This is a genomic window from Arthrobacter sp. zg-Y919 (genome assembly GCF_030142045.1).
Lineage (GTDB): Bacteria > Actinomycetota > Actinomycetes > Actinomycetales > Micrococcaceae > Arthrobacter_B.
On sequence record NZ_CP126242.1, the window covers coordinates 2,437,436 to 2,454,351 of the forward strand.

18 protein-coding genes and 1 tRNA gene are annotated in these 16,916 nt (G+C 65.3%); 7 read left to right on the forward strand and 12 right to left on the reverse strand.

Features of this window, described 5'->3' with window-relative positions:
• The first annotated feature begins 403 nt into the window (after positions 1–403).
• Positions 404–1,633: an acetyl-CoA C-acetyltransferase gene (locus QNO10_RS11415; protein ID WP_229947253.1), complete on the forward strand. Its 1,230-nt coding sequence runs from the start codon at positions 404–406 to the stop codon at positions 1,631–1,633.
• A 116-nt stretch (positions 1,634–1,749) separates the two neighbouring features.
• Here the strand turns inward: QNO10_RS11415 and rplL are convergent, their stop codons facing one another.
• From rplL to QNO10_RS11455, 8 genes are all read right to left on the reverse strand, one after another.
• Complete coding sequence (gene rplL / locus QNO10_RS11420) at positions 1,750–2,124, reverse strand: 50S ribosomal protein L7/L12 (protein ID WP_229947251.1); 375 nt, start codon at positions 2,122–2,124, stop codon at positions 1,750–1,752.
• Positions 2,125–2,185: 61 nt separating this feature from the next.
• A complete protein-coding gene (gene rplJ / locus QNO10_RS11425) occupies positions 2,186–2,755 on the reverse strand; it encodes a 50S ribosomal protein L10 (RefSeq protein ID WP_229947248.1) in 570 nt (189 codons plus the stop codon).
• A 320-nt stretch (positions 2,756–3,075) separates the two neighbouring features.
• Entirely contained in the window at positions 3,076–4,149 is a 1,074-nt protein-coding gene (locus QNO10_RS11430; RefSeq protein WP_229947246.1) for a GNAT family N-acetyltransferase, read from the reverse strand.
• Positions 4,150–4,286: 137 nt separating this feature from the next.
• Complete coding sequence (gene rplA / locus QNO10_RS11435) at positions 4,287–4,994, reverse strand: 50S ribosomal protein L1 (RefSeq protein WP_229947245.1); 708 nt, start codon at positions 4,992–4,994, stop codon at positions 4,287–4,289.
• A 113-nt stretch (positions 4,995–5,107) separates the two neighbouring features.
• A complete protein-coding gene (gene rplK / locus QNO10_RS11440) occupies positions 5,108–5,539 on the reverse strand; it encodes a 50S ribosomal protein L11 (protein WP_227918781.1) in 432 nt (143 codons plus the stop codon).
• A gap of 129 nt (positions 5,540–5,668) precedes the next feature.
• A complete protein-coding gene (nusG, locus tag QNO10_RS11445) occupies positions 5,669–6,445 on the reverse strand; it encodes a transcription termination/antitermination protein NusG (protein ID WP_229947243.1) in 777 nt (258 codons plus the stop codon).
• A 97-nt stretch (positions 6,446–6,542) separates the two neighbouring features.
• On the reverse strand, positions 6,543–6,824 hold the full coding sequence (gene secE, locus QNO10_RS11450; RefSeq protein ID WP_227918785.1) for a preprotein translocase subunit SecE: 282 nt from the start codon (positions 6,822–6,824) through the stop codon (positions 6,543–6,545).
• An 84-nt stretch (positions 6,825–6,908) separates the two neighbouring features.
• Positions 6,909–6,981, reverse strand: a tRNA-Trp gene (locus QNO10_RS11455).
• A 310-nt stretch (positions 6,982–7,291) separates the two neighbouring features.
• On the opposite strand from QNO10_RS11455, the gene QNO10_RS11460 reads away from it, so the two are divergent.
• Complete coding sequence (locus QNO10_RS11460) at positions 7,292–8,521, forward strand: pyridoxal phosphate-dependent aminotransferase (RefSeq protein WP_229947240.1); 1,230 nt, start codon at positions 7,292–7,294, stop codon at positions 8,519–8,521.
• Between the two features lie 24 nt (positions 8,522–8,545).
• Here QNO10_RS11460 and QNO10_RS11465 read toward each other — a convergent pair whose 3' ends face one another.
• Positions 8,546–9,208 carry a LuxR C-terminal-related transcriptional regulator gene (locus QNO10_RS11465; protein WP_229947238.1) on the reverse strand — a complete coding sequence of 221 codons (663 nt, stop codon included), beginning with the start codon at positions 9,206–9,208 and terminating at the stop codon, positions 8,546–8,548.
• On the reverse strand, positions 9,205–10,671 hold the full coding sequence (locus tag QNO10_RS11470; protein ID WP_331460321.1) for an ATP-binding protein: 1,467 nt from the start codon (positions 10,669–10,671) through the stop codon (positions 9,205–9,207). Before QNO10_RS11470 ends, QNO10_RS11465 begins: the two co-directional genes overlap by 4 nt.
• A gap of 134 nt (positions 10,672–10,805) precedes the next feature.
• Here QNO10_RS11470 and QNO10_RS11475 point away from each other — a divergent pair, with 134 nt between their 5' ends.
• The 5 genes from QNO10_RS11475 to QNO10_RS11495 all read left to right on the forward strand — a co-directional run bounded on the left by QNO10_RS11475 (position 10,806) and on the right by QNO10_RS11495 (position 15,333).
• The gene (locus tag QNO10_RS11475) at positions 10,806–12,386 is read left to right on the forward strand and encodes a PspC domain-containing protein (RefSeq protein WP_229947235.1); all 1,581 of its coding nucleotides are present in this window, start codon (positions 10,806–10,808) and stop codon (positions 12,384–12,386) included.
• Positions 12,387–12,388: 2 nt separating this feature from the next.
• On the forward strand, positions 12,389–12,823 hold the full coding sequence (locus QNO10_RS11480) for a hypothetical protein (RefSeq protein WP_229947233.1): 435 nt from the start codon (positions 12,389–12,391) through the stop codon (positions 12,821–12,823).
• A gap of 204 nt (positions 12,824–13,027) precedes the next feature.
• Complete coding sequence (locus QNO10_RS11485; protein ID WP_229947231.1) at positions 13,028–13,270, forward strand: PspC domain-containing protein; 243 nt, start codon at positions 13,028–13,030, stop codon at positions 13,268–13,270.
• A 69-nt stretch (positions 13,271–13,339) separates the two neighbouring features.
• Complete coding sequence (locus QNO10_RS11490) at positions 13,340–14,371, forward strand: 6-phosphofructokinase (protein WP_229947230.1); 1,032 nt, start codon at positions 13,340–13,342, stop codon at positions 14,369–14,371.
• Positions 14,372–14,616: 245 nt separating this feature from the next.
• Positions 14,617–15,333, forward strand: coding sequence for a GNAT family N-acetyltransferase (locus tag QNO10_RS11495; RefSeq protein ID WP_229947228.1), 717 nt, complete (start codon positions 14,617–14,619; stop codon positions 15,331–15,333).
• Positions 15,334–15,360: 27 nt separating this feature from the next.
• Here the strand turns inward: QNO10_RS11495 and QNO10_RS11500 are convergent, their stop codons facing one another.
• Positions 15,361–15,762: an ankyrin repeat domain-containing protein gene (locus QNO10_RS11500; RefSeq protein ID WP_229947225.1), complete on the reverse strand. Its 402-nt coding sequence runs from the start codon at positions 15,760–15,762 to the stop codon at positions 15,361–15,363.
• 58 nt (positions 15,763–15,820) lie between these two features.
• Entirely contained in the window at positions 15,821–16,912 is a 1,092-nt protein-coding gene (ygfZ, locus tag QNO10_RS11505; protein WP_229947222.1) for a CAF17-like 4Fe-4S cluster assembly/insertion protein YgfZ, read from the reverse strand.
• Positions 16,913–16,916: the final 4 nt, after the last annotated feature.

Here is a 16,916-nt window from a genome sequence, read left to right on the forward strand (position 1 = left end):
AAGGCTGAAGGTTAACAGGAGGAAGCAAATATCCACTATAGGGCATTATGGGCAGACAAGTCTAGCCGGTAATTGGACCCTGCTTCGCTCAACCCCTCCGAAAGGAGGTCCCGGGTGGGATCCGGATCGACATCCAGCAGTCGAATCCAGTATCGGACCCAATATCGAATTCAGGCCCGGAACCAGGCGATCGAATCCCGGTCTGAGGGGGAGCTACAGGCAACACCGGCGCACCGTTCACGCATCGGATACAGATACCTTACCGCATAAGGGCGGTTCTCCGCTCGTAGTGCGGTGGGCGGGGCCGCAGGCGCCTGTGACGGCGCTCTCCCCCGGCCCTGCGGGTTGGCGTAGCCTTATCCCTGTCTTCAATGACGAATACAACGACGAAAGCGACCCACGAGTGACTAACGCACCCATAAACACCTCCGCCGCCCGCGCAGCCGTTCCCGAAGTGGTCATTGTCGGGGGCGCACGGACGCCCCAGGGACGGTTGAACGGCCAGCTGTCCACTTTCACAGCTGTCGAGCTTGGAGCCTTTGCCATCAAGGGGGCCCTGGATAAGTCCCGCGTAGCCGCCGCAGATGTCGACGCCGTCATCATGGGGCATGTGGTGCAGGCAGGCTGCGGACAGAATCCCGCCCGGCAGGCTTCCATCAAGGCCGGGATCGGCTGGGAGGTTCCCACCGTCACCGTTAACAAGGTCTGCCTGTCCGGCCTGGCAGCGGTCATCGACGCCGCCCGGCTGATCCGCGGCGGCGAGGCGACCGTGGTGGTGGCCGGCGGCCAGGAATCAATGAGCCGCGGGCCGCACCTGCTTCCGGGCTCCCGCCAGGGCTGGAACTACGGGAATATCTCCGCCCTCGATTCGGTGGCCCACGACGGACTGACCGACGCCTTCGACAACGACTCCATGGGCATTTCCACCGAACGCGGCAACACCAAGCTGGCCATCAAGCGGCTGGAACAGGACGAAGTAGCGGCAGCCTCGCACCAGCGTGCGGCTGCGGCCATGGCGTCGGGCGTCTTCGACGCGGAAATCGTTCCCGTGACGGTACCCCAGCGCCGCGGCGAGCCCGTGGTCCTGACCGAGGACGAGGGTGTGCGGCCCAACACCACCGTGGAGACCCTGGCGGGTCTGCGGCCTGCCTTTGATACGGATGGAACCATCACTGCCGGCAACTCCTCTCCATTGTCCGACGGCGCTGCAGCCCTGATCCTCACGACCCGGGAGTATGCCGACGCGAAGGGGCTGGAGATCCTCGCCGCAGTCGGTATGCCCGGCCAGGTGGCCGGCCCGGACAACACACTGCATTCCCAGCCCTCCAACGCACTGTTCGCCGCGCTGGGGCGGGCCGGCTGGAGCACCTCGGACCTGGACTTCATCGAGATCAACGAAGCCTTCGGCGCCGTCGCCGTGCAGTCCCTGAATGAACTTGGTATGGACCTGGAGCAGTGCAACCTCCACGGCGGGGCGATCGCGCTGGGGCACCCCATTGGTGCCTCCGGTGCCCGGCTTGCCCTTACTGCGGCACATGAACTCGCCCGGCGCGGTTCGGGCCGGGCGGGCGTCTCCCTCTGCGGCGGCGGCGGGCAGGGCGAGGCCCTGCTGCTTTACCGCGAAGACGCATAGCAGAGCGCAACAGGGCGCAGCAGGCTTCCCAGCACGAGCCCGAACACACAAAAGCCCCCGTTCCTTGCGGAACGGGGGCTTTTGTCAGCGTTTTTTATGCTGTGAGGCAGTAAAAACTACTTGACGGTGACGGTGGCGCCGGCAGCTTCGAGAGCTTCCTTGGCCTTGTCAGCGGCTTCCTTGTTGGCGCCTTCGAGGACGGCCTTCGGAGCGCTGTCAACCAGGTCCTTGGCTTCCTTCAGACCCAGGGAAGTCAGGGCACGGACTTCCTTGATCACTGCGATCTTCTTGTCGCCGGCTGCTTCGAGGATGACGTCGAATTCAGTCTTCTCTTCAGCGGCTTCAGCGGCACCGGCAGCGGGGCCGGCAACTGCAACAGCAGCAGCGGTGACGTCGAACGTCTCCTCGAAGAGCTTCACGAAATCGGAGAGCTCGATGATGGACAGTTCCTTGAAAGCTTCAATGAGCTCTTCGTTGGTGAGCTTCGCCATGGTGTGGCGTCCTTCCTATAGTTGGTGCACGCAGGCACCGGAGATTGGTGGAGAAGAGGTTTTACTCTTCGGTGGCTGCTTCTGCTGCCGGAGCTTCTTCTGCAGCGGCCGGAGCCTCTTCTGCAGCCGAGGCAGCGGGGGCGCCGCTTTCCTCTTCGAGCTTCGTGCGCAGTGCATCAGCCGTGCGGGCGAGCATGGACATCGGTGCCTTGAGGACACCGGCGACGCGTGCAAGCTGGAACTCACGGGACTCAAGGGCAGCCAGTGCGGCTACACCGGAGGCATCCAGGGCATTGCCCTCGAAGACACCGGTCTTGATGATGAGCTGCGGGTTGGTCTTGGCAAAATCCGTCAGGCTCTTTGCAGCTGCAACTGCGTCACCCTTGATGAAGGCAATTGCAGTAGGTCCGGCAAGCTGGCCTTCGAACGCGTCGATGCCGGCTTCCTTGGCTGCAATGCCAGTCAGGGTGTTCTTTACGACCGAGTACTTGGTGTCCTGGCCGAGCGAACGACGCAGCTCCTTGAGCTGTGCAACGGTGAGCCCGCGGTATTCGGTTAGGACAGCAGCGGTCGATTCCTTGAAATCGGTAGTGATCTCCTCGACTGCTGACACCTTTGTTGGCGTTGCCATAACCCTCCTTCCGGGGAAATAGTGCCGGTGGATCGGGTCCCGAACATAAAAAACGCCCCGGGCAGATGCACGGGGCTTCACTCTACGGACACACTAAGTTCCGGAGTGCAGTTCGTTCACCTGCGCAGGCCGCCCTATCAAGGGACTTTCGGATGTATCTCCAACCGGGTTCCACACGTGGAGGGCTGAAGGTTCAGCCTTACGGTGGGATTGAATGCACATCGACCGACGGTCTTTGGTAGTTCAAGAGTACGGGAGATTCCGGCGGGGAACAAATCCCGGCGGCGGGGCCTGCACCGGGCAACCCCCGCACGCCCCCGCTACCCCGCGGACAGCTCCTTCTGCCATTCCCCGGAGTACCCAACGGCCCGGAATCCCAGCTGTTCGTTGATCGACAGCATGTAGCGGTTCTCCTCGGCGTTCCAGGTATAGACCCGGCGCGCTTCCGGAATGGCCTGCCGCAGCTGCACCAGGTTCGCGGCCTTGAGGAGCATGCCCAGCCGGTTGCCGCGGTGGCTGCCCAGGACCAGTGTGTCGTCCTGGAAAACCACCGCAGGATTGTTCCGGAAGACCTCCAGGACGGTGTGCCCTGCCAGCTCGCCGGAGGCAACGTGCCGTACCGCCGCAACCAGCACCTCGGCGTCCATGTCGCGGGCCTTCCCTTCCGCCTCACGCACCCGCGCCCCGTCCCACGCTTCTTCCGCCAGGTCCAGTCCGCCAAGCGGCGCGTCCGTGCTCATTTTCTGCCGCAGCTGCGCGTAGGCGTCCACCAGGTGATCCGGACACGTCCCCTGCCAGAACAGCAGTTCATAGCCGGCACCCGCGGCCGACGCCGCCTGCTGCAGCGTTGCCTGCCCGGCGTCGTTGTCCGCGAGATCCAGCCGGCTCACCCGGTCCACCAGCTCCAGCCGGAAACCCAGCGCGGCCGCGAAGGCGGCTGCTGCGTCGTCCGGGATGAACGACGCCGGACCGGCTCCGGATACAGCGTCCCCGGCCAGCAGGTGGTCCGTCTCCGCCAGCAGCAGCCGGCGGTTCCCTGCTGCTGCCAGCTGTTCGGCAGCCGCATAAAGCCGGGTTCCCACACCACTGCGGCGTGCAGCCGGGGACACCACCACGTTGACGGTTGCACTGTGGAGGTTATCGGTCAGTGGAGAGTTCACCTGGGCCACTCCCACGATGCTGCCCCCGGCCCTGGCAGCCAGGAGTTCTCGGCGCCTCGTTGGAGTGCTGCGGCGGCCGGCAAGCTGCGCCTGCGGCGGACCGTAAAAGTCGTTGTTGCCCCAGAATTCCTGCTGCTGGTCGTTGAGCAGTTCGGCAACGGCCATGAAGTCCGCAGCACCCGGCGCCTCCAGGCTTGAAGGAACTTCCAGGACCTCAATGTCGATGTGTGCCATGGCACACATCCTGCCCGATGACGCGGGGATGCCGAAACGGCGGGTATTCCGCACTCCCCGGGAAACACCAAAGGGCGGCCGCAGCAAAATGCTGCGGCCGCCCTTCGAGGGAAGGCTCCCCCGGGTGCTACTGCTGACTATGCGTCGGCGAGAACCTTGGTGACGCTGGGGTCAACGCTGATGCTCGGGCCGAACGTGGTGGACACGGTCGCCTTGGAGATGTAGCGGCCCTTGGATGCCGACGGCTTGAGGCGAAGGACCTCTTCCAGAGCTGCTGCGTAGTTCTCAGCCAGCTTCTGGGCGTCGAAGGACACCTTGCCGATGATGAAGTGCAGGTTGGAGTGCTTGTCGACGCGGAAGTCGATCTTGCCACCCTTGATGTCCGTGACGGCCTTGGCCACGTTCGGGGTAACCGTACCGGTCTTCGGGTTCGGCATGAGGTTACGCGGGCCGAGCACGCGGCCCAGGCGGCCGACCTTGCCCATCATGTCCGGGGTAGCCACTGCGGCGTCGAAGTCGGTCCAGCCTGCTGCAACCTTTTCGATCATGTCGTCGGAACCAACGAAGTCGGCGCCGGCGGCGATTGCCGCTTCAGCCTTCTCGCCCGTTGCGAAAACGAGGACGCGGGCCGTCTTGCCGGTGCCGTGGGGCAGGTTGACCGTGCCGCGGACCATCTGGTCAGCCTTACGGGGGTCAACGCCCAGGCGGAATGCGACCTCAACGGTTGCGTCGAACTTGGAAGGATTGGTGTCCTTCGCCAGCTCTACAGCCTCGACCGGTGCGTACAGCTTGTCCGCATCGATCTTGGCTGCAGCTGCTTCATATGCTTTGCTGCGCTTTGCCATCTGCTTTTTCTCCTTGTGCAGTTGTGGTCTGTCGGACCGCGCCGGGCCCTGCCACGCGCCGTCGCCCGTCAGGGGCGGCGGCAGTTATGTGAATGTGAAACGAGTACGGGGACTTAGCCCTGTACCGTGATGCCCATCGAACGGGCGGTGCCGGCGATGATCTTGGCAGCTGCCTGGACATCGTTGGCGTTGAGGTCTTCCATCTTCATGGTGGCGATCTCTTCGACCTGGGCCTGGGTCAGGTTGGCAACCTTGGTGGTGTGCGGGGTTGCGGAACCCTTGGCAACACCGGCAGCCTTCTTGATCAGCTGTGCAGCCGGAGGAGTCTTCGTGATGAAGGTGAAGGAACGGTCTTCGTAGACGGTGATTTCCACCGGGATAACGTTGCCGCGCTGGGATTCCGTTGCAGCGTTGTACGCCTTGCAGAATTCCATGATGTTGACACCGTGCTGGCCAAGTGCCGGACCAATCGGAGGAGCCGGGTTGGCGGCACCTGCGTTGATCTGCAGCTTGATGAGGCCGGTGACCTTTTTCTTGGGGGCCATGAAAGGGTCCTTCTCTAAATTATGTTCCCGAGGGACAGGAGCGTCCGTCCGGGGTGGTGGCCGCCATGGCTTGGCGGCCGGACGCTGGCTGCAGGTTAAAGCGGACCTGCAGACAGCGAAATCTAAAAGCTACTGGAGCTTGGTGACCTGGCCGAAGCCGAGGGTCACAGGCGTTTCGCGCTCGAAGATGGTCACGAGGACCACCAGCTGCTGCGATTCGGGCTTGATCTCGGAGATCGTGGCCTGGAGCGTTTCGAACGGGCCTTCGTTGACCGTGACGGGCTCGCCGATCTCGAAGTCAACGGCAATGTTCGATGCCTGCTGCTGGGCGGGCTTGCCGGCCTCGGTCTTCGGGGAAACGATGGTGTGCTCGAGCATCGAGTACACCTCGGTCAGGCTCAGCGGAGTCGGGTTGTGCGCATTGCCGACGAAGCCGGTGACGCCGGGAGTGTGCCGGACAACGCCCCAGGACTCGTCGGTGAGGTTCATGCGCACCAGGACGTAGCCGGGGATGCGGACGCGGTTGACGATCTTCCGCGCGGTGTTCTTGATCTCGACGACTTCCTCCATCGGGACCTGGATTTCGAAGATATCCTCTTCCATGTCCAGCGTCTGGATGCGGGTCTCAAGGTTGGACTTCACGCGGTTTTCGTAGCCGGCGTAGGAGTGGATGACGTACCAGTCACCCTCCTGGCGGCGCAGCTTGGCCTTGAAGGCAACAGCCGGATCTTCTTCTTCGGGCTCAGCGTCTTCTGCGGAATCGGCGGCCTCTTCGGCTGCGTTTTCTTCGTCGGCCGATGCATCAACAGCAGCGGGCGCCTCGTCGACGTCGGCTGCGGCCATCTGATCCTCGGTATCCAGATCAGCGTTGTCATTGATCTGTGATTCGAGTTCTTGCTCGGACACGTAGATTCCTGCTTTCTTCTTCAGAGCACTATCGGGTTTGTCACTAGCTCATGGTCTCGGGTTCCCCTCCCCAGCGGGCGGAACCTTAGGTCTGTGGCTAGCTTTCGCCGCCGCCCGATCCGAAGATCCACAGCGCGCCCCTGCCGAAGGCAAAGTCGAGAGCCGTGACGATAAGCATCATCACCATCACAAACGCGAGGACAACGAGCGTGTACCTCAGCAGTTCCTTGCGGGTGGGGGTGACCACCTTTTTCAGCTCGGCAATCACCTGGCGCAGGAAGAGAGCGATCCCGGCGAAGAACCCGCGCTTCTTGGGCCCGCTGGAGGGGTGTCCCTTGGAGCTGCTGGCAGCTGTCTCGGTCACCTTCGCCTCACTCATCTGTGTCGGTTCACAATCGCAGCACGCGCTGGGACTGCTCATTCCATGAAGGACTGCTGAGCTGCCGGAAATGACAGTTCTGCGCAGGGCAGACAGGACTCGAACCTGCAACCTGCGGTTTTGGAGACCGCTGCGCTACCAATTGCGCCACTACCCTATGGAGGAAAATTCCCCTACCGCACCATTGTAGCCACAGCGGACGGAAGATTATTTCGCAAATCATTCCGATCGACAGGCGCAAAACAGTGTGGTGAGGTCAACCACCGAAGAACCAGTCTACGCAAACTTTGGCGTCCCGTCGAACCGGTGCCCACCGGCCCTGACGCCACCCTGGCCTGCGGGGCGGATTGGAAGCGCCTAAACTGGGGTACGCCGCCGTCGTCCGGCAGGACAGACCTTCACGGGCCCTGTCAGACCAGGACAGACGAGAGCACGTTAGCCGCCGCCACACACCAGACGGGAATCCCATGTCTTCCACCGGCCGTATTTCAGAGCGCATTGCTTCCATTGCCGAGTCCGCAACACTCGCAGTGGACGCCAAGGCCAAAGCACTCAAGGCCGCAGGACGCCCGGTCATCGGTTTCGGCGCCGGCGAACCGGACTTCCCCACCCCGGACTACATTGTCGAGGCAGCCGTGGAAGCCGCCCGCCAGCCGCGCTTCCACCGGTACTCCCCCGCAGGTGGCCTGCCCGAGCTGAAGCAGGCCATCGCGGCCAAGACCCTGCGTGATTCGGGCTACGCCGTGGATCCCGCCCAGGTCCTGGTGACCAACGGCGGCAAGCAGGCCGTGTACGAATCCTTTGCCACGCTCCTGAACCCGGGCGACGAAGTCCTTGTCCCCACCCCGTACTGGACCACGTACCCGGAGGCTATCCGGCTGGCCGGCGGTGTTCCGGTGGAGGTCTTCGCCGGGCCGGAACAGGGCTACCTGGTCACCGTCGGGCAGCTCGAGGCCGCCCGCACGGAGAGCACCAAGGTGCTGCTGTTCGTCTCGCCGTCCAACCCCACGGGCGCTGTGTACCCGCCGGAGCAGGTGGCGGAGATTGGCCGGTGGGCTGCGGAACACGGGCTCTGGGTCATCACCGATGAGATTTACGAGCACCTGACGTACGACGGCGTGCCGTTCACGTCGATTGCCACGGCCGCGCCGGAACTCGGCGACAAGGTGGTTGTGCTCAACGGCGTCGCCAAAACCTACGCCATGACCGGCTGGCGGGTGGGCTGGATGATTGCCGCGCCGGACGTCATCAAGGCAGCGACCAACCTGCAGTCCCACCTGTCGTCCAACGTGTCCAACGTGTCGCAGATGGCTGCACTGGCTGCCGTGTCGGGACCGCTCACGGCCGTGGATGACATGAAACTGGCCTTCGACCGGCGCCGCCGTGCCATGGTCACTGCCCTGAACTCCATCGACGGCATCGAATGCCCCATGCCCGAAGGTGCGTTCTACGCCTATGCCGATGTCCGGGGACTGCTCGGACGCGAATTCCCGGGCAAGGACGGTCCGGTCCGTCCGCAGACTTCCGCCGAGCTGGCTGCGCTGATCCTGGACACCGTCGAGGTTGCGGTGGTGCCGGGTGAGGCGTTCGGCCCCTCGGGCTACCTCCGCCTGTCCTACGCACTGGGCGACGAAGACCTCGCCACCGGCATGGAGCGGCTGCAGGACTTCCTCGGTAAGGGCGTGCAGGGCTCCTAGCTCCTGGCACCTGGCTACTAGTTCCTAGAGCAGGCGGCGGTCCGCGGCCCAGCGGGTGAGTTCATGGCGTGAGGAGAGCTGGAGCTTGCGCAGCACCGAGGAAACGTGGGTTTCCACTGTCTTCACCGAGATGAAGAGCTCGCGGGCCACCTCCTTGTAGCTGTAGCCGCGGGCAATCAGCCGCATGACCTCCAGCTCGCGCGCCGAGAGGCGGTCCAGCTCGTCGTCGACCGCCGCCACGCTCACTGTCCCGAAGGCGTCAAGCACGAATCCCGCCAGGCGCGGAGAGAACACCGCGTCGCCGCCGGCCACACGCAGGACGGCGTCGGAAATTTCCGGCCCGGAGATGGTCTTGGTGACGTACCCCCGGGCACCGGCCCGGATCACGGTGACGACGTCTTCGGCGGCATCCGAGACGCTCAACGCCAGGAAGCGGGTTGCCCCGAGCAGCCCTGCGCACCCTGCCAGCACCTCTGCGCCCCCGCCTCCGTTGCCGCCCGGCAGGTGGACGTCGAGGAGGACGACGGCGGGCCGCCGCGCAGTAATCGCCGCGACTGCCGTTTCCACGCTGTCCGCTTCCGCGACGACGTTGATCCGGGCATCCAGGTCCGCGCGCAGTCCGGAACGGAAAATGGCATGGTCATCGACCACGACGACGTCGATGGGCGCCAAGGGGGCAGCCGTCATTGTGCTTGTGCTCCGTTTCTCGATGCGGCAGTGCCCGGCAGGGATTTTTCATGGACTGCGCCGGTGGCTGCCGCGGCACCGGTTTTTTCGGTGGCATGGGTTTCTGCTGTGGGGCTTTCTGCTGTGGAGTTTACTGCTGTGGCGCCCGTTGCTGGCGTGCCGTTATGGCTTGCTGCCGTGCCGTTGCGGCCGGGTCCCGCGGAGCTTTCGCCGTACCCGTTGTCGGCACCCTTGAGCACCGGCAGGACCAGGCGGACCTCGGTGCCGTCCGCGGTGCTGCGGATGGCGGCATTTCCCCCGGCACGCTGCATGCGCCCGATGATCGATCCCCTCACCCCAATCCGGTCCGGCGGCACTGCGTCCAGATCGAATCCGGAACCACGGTCCCGCACAAAGACTTCCAGCTGCTCGGGCCTGCATTCGACGTAGACCGAAACCGTGCCGCCGGCATGCTGGGCTGCGTTCAGCACTGCCGCCCTGGTGGCCGAGGCGAGGGCTTCCGTCCGCTCGTCCAACTCAGCGTCCGAGACGGCCACCAGCTCAATCGGGTGCCCATAGGCGTCCTCAATTTCAGCAGCGATCCGGCGCAGGCATTCCACCAGATGGTCTTCCGCCCGTGCACGGTCGGAGTACAGCCACTGCCGCAGTTCCCGTTCCTGCGCCCGGGCGAGCCGGATCACGTCCTGCTCGGAACCTGCACGTTTCTGGATCAGGGCCAGGGTCTGCAGAACGGAATCATGCAGGTGTGCGGCAATTTCCGCGCGTTCAGTCTGCCGGATCCGTCCCGACCTCTCGGCCTCCAGATCCCGCCAGTGCTTCACCGCCCAGGGGGTAAACACCAGCGCCACACCGGCCAGCACGGCACCGGAGGCCAACAGCCCGGAGACCAGGATGTCCCAGCTCACCGCGCCGGAGACCACCACGAGCACCCCGGCGACTACGAGCAGCAGGCCTGCCGCCACACGGATCAGGCCGGAGGTACGGTCCGCGCCCGCGCTGTTCACCAACCCGGCGCGACGGCCGGCGTCGAGCTGGCTCCATGCCAGCACCGCACCGCAGGCAATTGCGGCGATCGGAAGGAACAGTCCCCAGTTCAGCTCGGCTCCCAGCCGCTGGGCAATGAATGCTGCAGCCACCAGCAGCAGCACCAGGCCCGCCGCTATCTCCCGCTGGCCGGCCTTTCCCAGCGCCCGGGCGGGGGTTGTCCCTTCCCGGAGCTGCCGCGCGTAGTTTTCGGCGATGCTGCGGGGGTTCGCCTGGACCTGCTCCTTCTTTTCCTGCTCTTCCTGTGTGGGGACCAGGATCCACAACCAGCCATAGAGTACGAGCCCGCTGCCGGCGCCAAGCACCAGCGCGGCCATGACTATCCGGGTCAGCTTCACGGGCCAGCCGAGGTGCGCGGCCAATCCGGCGCAGACGCCGGCAATCATCCGATCGCGGGGACGCACCAAGGGTTCTCTCATGGACCTATCCAAACACGTGGAAGCTTCGCCGCACCGGCCCTGACTGCAATATTTGCTGATCTTCAGGGGACGTTCAGGGGCGGGTCAGGGTAGTCCCTGATGCGGCGCGGATGCGCCGGGGGAAGACTGGATACATGAATCCTTCCCCATCCTCCGGCTCGGCATCAGACGGCCCCGCGCCTGAGGGCACCGCACCGCAGCCGTCCCCCCGTCCGGCCCCGGCAGGCAGCCATCCGGCTGGCAGCGGGCCGGCAGGCACCGGTTCCGCAGGCGGTTCCAGCAATGGCCCGCCCAGCACTGGACCGGCAGCACCCGGCGAACCCGGCACCTCCCCCACCGCTGCCCCCGGCTCCGGCGGATTCCACAGCGGCTTCCATCATTGGGTCCGCTCCCTCGGCATTGTGCGCGGCGAGGACCGCTGGTTTGGCGGAGTCGCCACGGGCCTGGCTGCCCGGACCGGACTGGATCCCGTCCTGGTCCGCGGCCTGTTTGTTGTCCTGGGTATCTTCGGCGTCGGCTTTCTGGTCTACGGCGTCGCCTGGGCCCTGCTCCCGGAACCGGACGGCAGGATCCACCTGGAAGAGGCTGCACGCGGAACCTGGACATCCGGGATGACCGGGGCACTCATTTTCGCCATCCTGGGCGTGGGCGGCCCCGGCATTCCGTTCCTCGGCTCGGAGAGCTGGTTCGGGGGCGTCATCTGGACCCTGCTCTGGATCGGCTCAGGCATCGCCTTCATCTACTGGTTCTCCACGGCGAAGGGGCGGCAGCATCTCTCCGCCCACCAACCCGCGGCGGACGGATCAGGTGCTCCCGGCACATCGCCGGGCGTACCCGGCACGGTTCCGGAAACCAGCCGAGGAGTGTCTCTTGCCAAGCCCGGCACACCCGCTGCCGGAACCGGCCCCTCTCCTGCAGGCCCGGATACTGCAGGGGCCGAGCCGGCTCCCGGAGCCGTTCCCCCCGTGGCCGCACCGGGAGCCGTACCCGCCGGGATGGTTCCCCCGCTTCCCACAGCACAGCAGCTGACCGTGCCTGCCGGGAACAAGCAGCACCCAAGTGCGGCCAAGAAGGTTCCCGGCGCGCCGGGATCCTACACAGCGGCGCTGTTCGGGGCCGCCCTGCTGGTGGGCGGCGCCATCCTGGCGCTGGACTACACCAATCTCCTTCCCCTGGGCAACCCGGTTTCCGTGGCCCTGGCAGGCGCCGCCGCAGTGTTCGGCGTCGGCATCGTCATCCTGGGCCTGGCCGGCCGGCATTCCGGCGGGATCGGCACGGCGGCGGCAGCGGCGCTTGTGGCGTCCCTCCTGACGCAGGGCAATATGGCGAACGCCAATCTGGTGGTGGCCAGCGACTCCGGCTGGACACCACAGAACGCCGCCCAAGCCAGCGGTGGATACACAGCAGTCGCCGCGAACGGGACGGTCGACCTGCGCGGGACCGAAACCTCCGGCGACTTGGAAGTGCCCGCGAGCGTAGCGGCAGGCAACCTCGCCATCCTGGTTCCCGACGATGTACCCGTGACGGTGCTCTACAGCATGGCCGCAGGAAACGTGGAAGTGAACGACGGGCTGGACCGCCAGGAGTACAGCGGACTGTGGCAGCCGGCGTCGGAACGCACCCTGAACGACGACGCCGACGGCGACCGCATCACGATCGACATCCGCGGCCTCGCGGGAAACGTACTCGTTACTACTGAAGAAAGCGATCTCTAGTCATGGAGCAGGACAGCGAGAGGGACTTCCTGGGCCGGCAATACGGCCCCGCAAGCTCCGAATCATCCGGCCAGTATGTGCCCCCGGAAACAACGGTTGCAGGTAGCGGCAGCGGGAACGGGGCATCGGGACCGCAGGACCCGAACATCGCCGGCCCGAACGTCACCGGCCCGCATGGCCGGGACCCGGTGGACAGCGGGGCGATGCCTGCGGTGGGTACCGCGGAGACGCCGGACGCTCCGGTCCGGCAGCTGCAGGTGGGTACCGTCGTGTGGGGGTTGGTCCTGACCACCCTTGCCGTCCTCCTGCTGCTGGTGAATACCGTGAACCTGTCCGTGGATCCGGTCCTGCTGGTCCTCGGCGTTACCCTGGGTGCCGGACTGGCACTGCTTGTGGGCGGGCTGGTGTCCGGAGCGCAGCGGGGCCGTTCCCACTGAGGTCCGTTCCCACTGAGTTCCCAATGAGGTTCCGCTGAGATCCGTTCCCCGCCGGGGTCCCACTGAGGTCAGTGCCCAATGGGTTCCGTTCCCACTGGCATCCGGCCCTACATCCGGGCCGCACCGGGCCGCATCCCCCTTCGGGGGGATTGCCCTGCTTCTCCACCATTAGTTATTTCGACACCAGTAGATAAGGCTTAGACCATGGAAAAATTCTTCAGCATCCTGCGCTCATCACCCGTCAAAAGGCAGCGTGGCTGGGTAGGCGGCGTCTGCGCCGGCCTGGCAGCAACTTACGGCTGGGATGTGTCCCTGGTCCGGATCGGGGTGCTCCTCAGCTTCCTTCTACCGTTCGTGGGCCTGGGCACTTACCTCGTCGCCTGGCTGCTGCTGCCGAAGTCCGACGGAACCATCCTCCTGCAGAGCCTGGTGGGCATCCGAGCTTAGCCGGGGGCGATTGGCTGGCTAGAATCAAACGCAGGACCATCCACCGCCAGCAGATCCAGGGGTAATGTCATGAAAATCGGTATCCTCACCAGTGGAGGCGACTGCCCCGGGCTGAACGCCGTCATCCGCGGTGCCGTCCTGAAAGGCATCAAAGAATACGAGGACATCGAATTTGTGGGGTTCCGCGACGGTTGGCGCGGCGTGGTCGACGGCGACATCATGGACCTTCCCCGCTCGAGCGTCCGCGGCATCTCCAAGCAGGGTGGAACGATCCTTGGGACATCCCGGACCAACCCGTTTGACGGTCCGAACGGTGGGCCGGAGAAAATCAAGGCCACACTCGAGCGTCTCGGCATCGACGCGGTGATCGCTATCGGCGGCGAGGGAACCCTGGCTGCTGCGCAGCGGCTCACGGACGCCGGGCTGAAAATCGTAGGTGTGCCCAAGACCGTGGACAACGATCTCGATGCCACCGACTACACCTTCGGCTTTGACACAGCGGTGGAGATTGCCACCGAAGCCTGCGACCGGCTGCGCACCACCGGTGAATCCCACCACCGCTGCATGGTGGCCGAAGTGATGGGCCGGCATGTCGGCTGGATTGCCCTGCATACAGGTATGGCGGCCGGCGCCCACGCCGTCCTGATTCCCGAGCACCCCGTCAGCATTGACCAGATATCCCAGTGGGTCAGCGAGGCCCGTGACCGTGGACGTGCACCGCTGGTCGTGGTGGCCGAAGGATTTGTCACCACCGACATGGAGATGCCGCATTCGGAGCGCGGCCTCGACAGTTTTGGCCGTCCGCGGCTGGGCGGGATCGGCGAACTGCTGGCCCCGGAAATCGAGGCACGGACCGGCATCGAAACCCGGGCCACGGTGCTGGGCCATATCCAGCGCGGCGGCGTGCCCACGGCCTTCGACCGGGTCCTGGCCACCCGGCTGGGCATGGCGGCAGTCGATTCGGTGGTGGACAGCCTGTGGGGAACCATGGTGGCGCTGCACGGTACGGACATAGTCCGCGTCGGCTTCGAAAAGGCCCTGGGCAACCTCAAGACCGTCCCTGAGCACCGTTACGACGAGGCAGCCATCCTCTTCGGCTAGACCGCTTTTGCGGGCAGCAGCCAGCCCCGGGAGGCAGCACAGCCGGTGGGGTTATGTCCACCTGCTGGGGTCCCATCGGCCACGACAGCACCACCGGGTGGGACCCTGTGCGGGCGGCGGCCTGGAGTCCTCACGAACCCGGTCCGTTGCCTATACCGCGGGCGTTCCTGTGCATTCACTGAGATTGTGCGGGCATCGGCAATGCGTTTGCATGGACACCCATACCGCGGTGTAGGTTGAAATGCATGAATCTGGACTCGGGAACCATCGCGATTATCCAGCTGGCCTGGTCCCGCCATCTCGGCCTGGCGGATAATGCCCTGGCGGAGAATGATGCCGGCGAACGCATCTACAGTGTCCGCGACCAGGCCGAGACAGCATACTTCCTGCGGCTTTTCGGTGCCGAGGTGTTCAGCGGCCCCGAGTGGGCTGCGGACCGTGCGCGTTCGCAAAGCGCCACCCAGCTGACCCGCCACTCCGGACTCATCCAGATGTCCATGGAACACGGAGGAAGGGCACTGGGCGCCGAGCAGCTGTTTTTCGCCGATGCGCTTCCCAGTGTGATTCCGCTGGAGGAGCTTGCAGTCTCCAACGCACCCGACCTCGCGGTAGCCCTGGAGCGGCTCTGCCCGCCGGACGACGCCGCCGAGGCGGGCCTTGCAGGCAAGGAGGAAGTTTTCATCCTGGTGGACGACTCCCTTGAGGAGCCGAAGCCCGTAGCGGGTGCCGGATACAGCATTACCGACGGAATCCTGGCGGACATGGGCGTGCTGACTGCCCCGGGCTACCGGCTGCGCGGACTCGGCAGTTACGTCAGCTCCGTGGCTTTGGAGGACGCCATGGCCGCGGGCCTGATTCCCCAGTGGCGGGCACGCCTGGACAATGTCGGAGCCGCACGAACCGCAGTGGGATCCGGTTTTATCCCCGCCGGGGTCCGTACTTCGGTGGCCCTGTCGGCCTAGCCCCTGCCCGTTAGAGCGGCCCAGGCCCTAGCCGAGCAGATCCAGCATTTCCTGCCGCTTGAAGAATCCGGCGGTGTCCCGCCCGGTGGGCGATCCGGCGTCCGGGTCCGCACCTGCTTCTGCCAGGATGCGGAAGATCTCGACATATCCCTTGAACGCGGCACCGGCCAGCGGTGTCTGGCCACGGTCATTCTGGGTGTTGACGTCTGCGCCGCGCTCCACCAGAAGTGCGGTCAGCTCCGCGTGTCCGTGGTACGAGGCGAGCATCAGGAGGTTATCCCCCGAACCGTTCGTCAGGTTTACCGGCACACCCGCGTCGAGGTAGCTGCGGATCCCCTCTGTGTCGCCTGCCCGCGCGGCATCAAACACTCTGCCGGCAAGCTCAATGACGTCGTCGTCGATCTCGGGACGGGATTCGGGGGTGCTCATGGCGCTCCTAGGTACTGTTTTTCTGGCTGTTGATCTGGAAGGAAACTGGCCTGGAAGGCTACCGCCGCGGCGTCTTCAGGAAACCGGAGGCACGTCCCACGACGGCCCCGGCGTCGGGCGCCACGATCGGTTCCTGGGCAGCGGCGTACGGTTCGCCGTCGTCGACGACGACCAGCTGCACGGACGGGTCGACGGACCGCTTCACCACAGCCAGGCCCACCGGGCCCATTTCATAGTGTGCACCGACGGAGGTCAGCGTTCCCACCTGACGCTCCCCCAGCATCACCGGACTCCCGGCCGCCGGCAGGGTGTGCTGCGAACCGTCCAGCTGCAGGAACACCAGGCGGCGGGGCGGGTGCCCCAGGTTGTGCACCCGGGCAACGGTTTCCTGGCCCTTGTAGCAGCCCTTGGCCAGGTGCACGGCGGTACGGATCAGGTCCAGCTCATGCGGAATGGTTTTTTCATCCGTTTCCGCTCCCAGCCGCGGCCGCCACGCGGCAATGCGCAGGGCTTCGGAAGCCATGGAACCGGCCAGGGTCCGTCCTGAGGCTTCGATGGCGTCCGCAAACCCGGCACGCGGAATCAGATACTCGAACCAGGGCCGCTCTAGGCCGGGGTGCGCGTCCTCGGGCACTGCGGTGTAGGCAAATCCGCCGGGCCCGATGTGCGGCCACGGGTCGGTCCAGCGCAGGTACTGCTCCCACTGCGGGACCTCGGTGGTGGCACCGGCAACAGCCCACTGATCGGTGACGTCGGCAATGTCGACCCGGAGCATAAACTTCATCCGGTTCAGCCATTCGGTCAGGCCGGGCGCTTCGGCGGACTCCACGAGCAGCCATGCGGTGCTGCCGTCGTCGATGATCCGGGCGTCGTAGTCGATCCTGCCCTGCACGCTGAGGAGCAGCAGTTCGGAACTCACGCCGGGCTGCAGATCCGCAACCTGCTGGGAGGACAGGGTGTTCAGCCAGCTGAGCCGGTCCGGCCCGCTGACCGTGACGACACCCCGGAAGGAAAGGTCGACGACGGCGGTTCCGCGGGCCAGGGCACGCTGTTCACGCAGGGGGTCACCGTAGTGGGAGGCCGTGCCGGCGTCGAGTCCACCGGCTTCAACTGCGCCGTGGCGGGAAAGCAGGGGGCTGGAATACGTCATAACA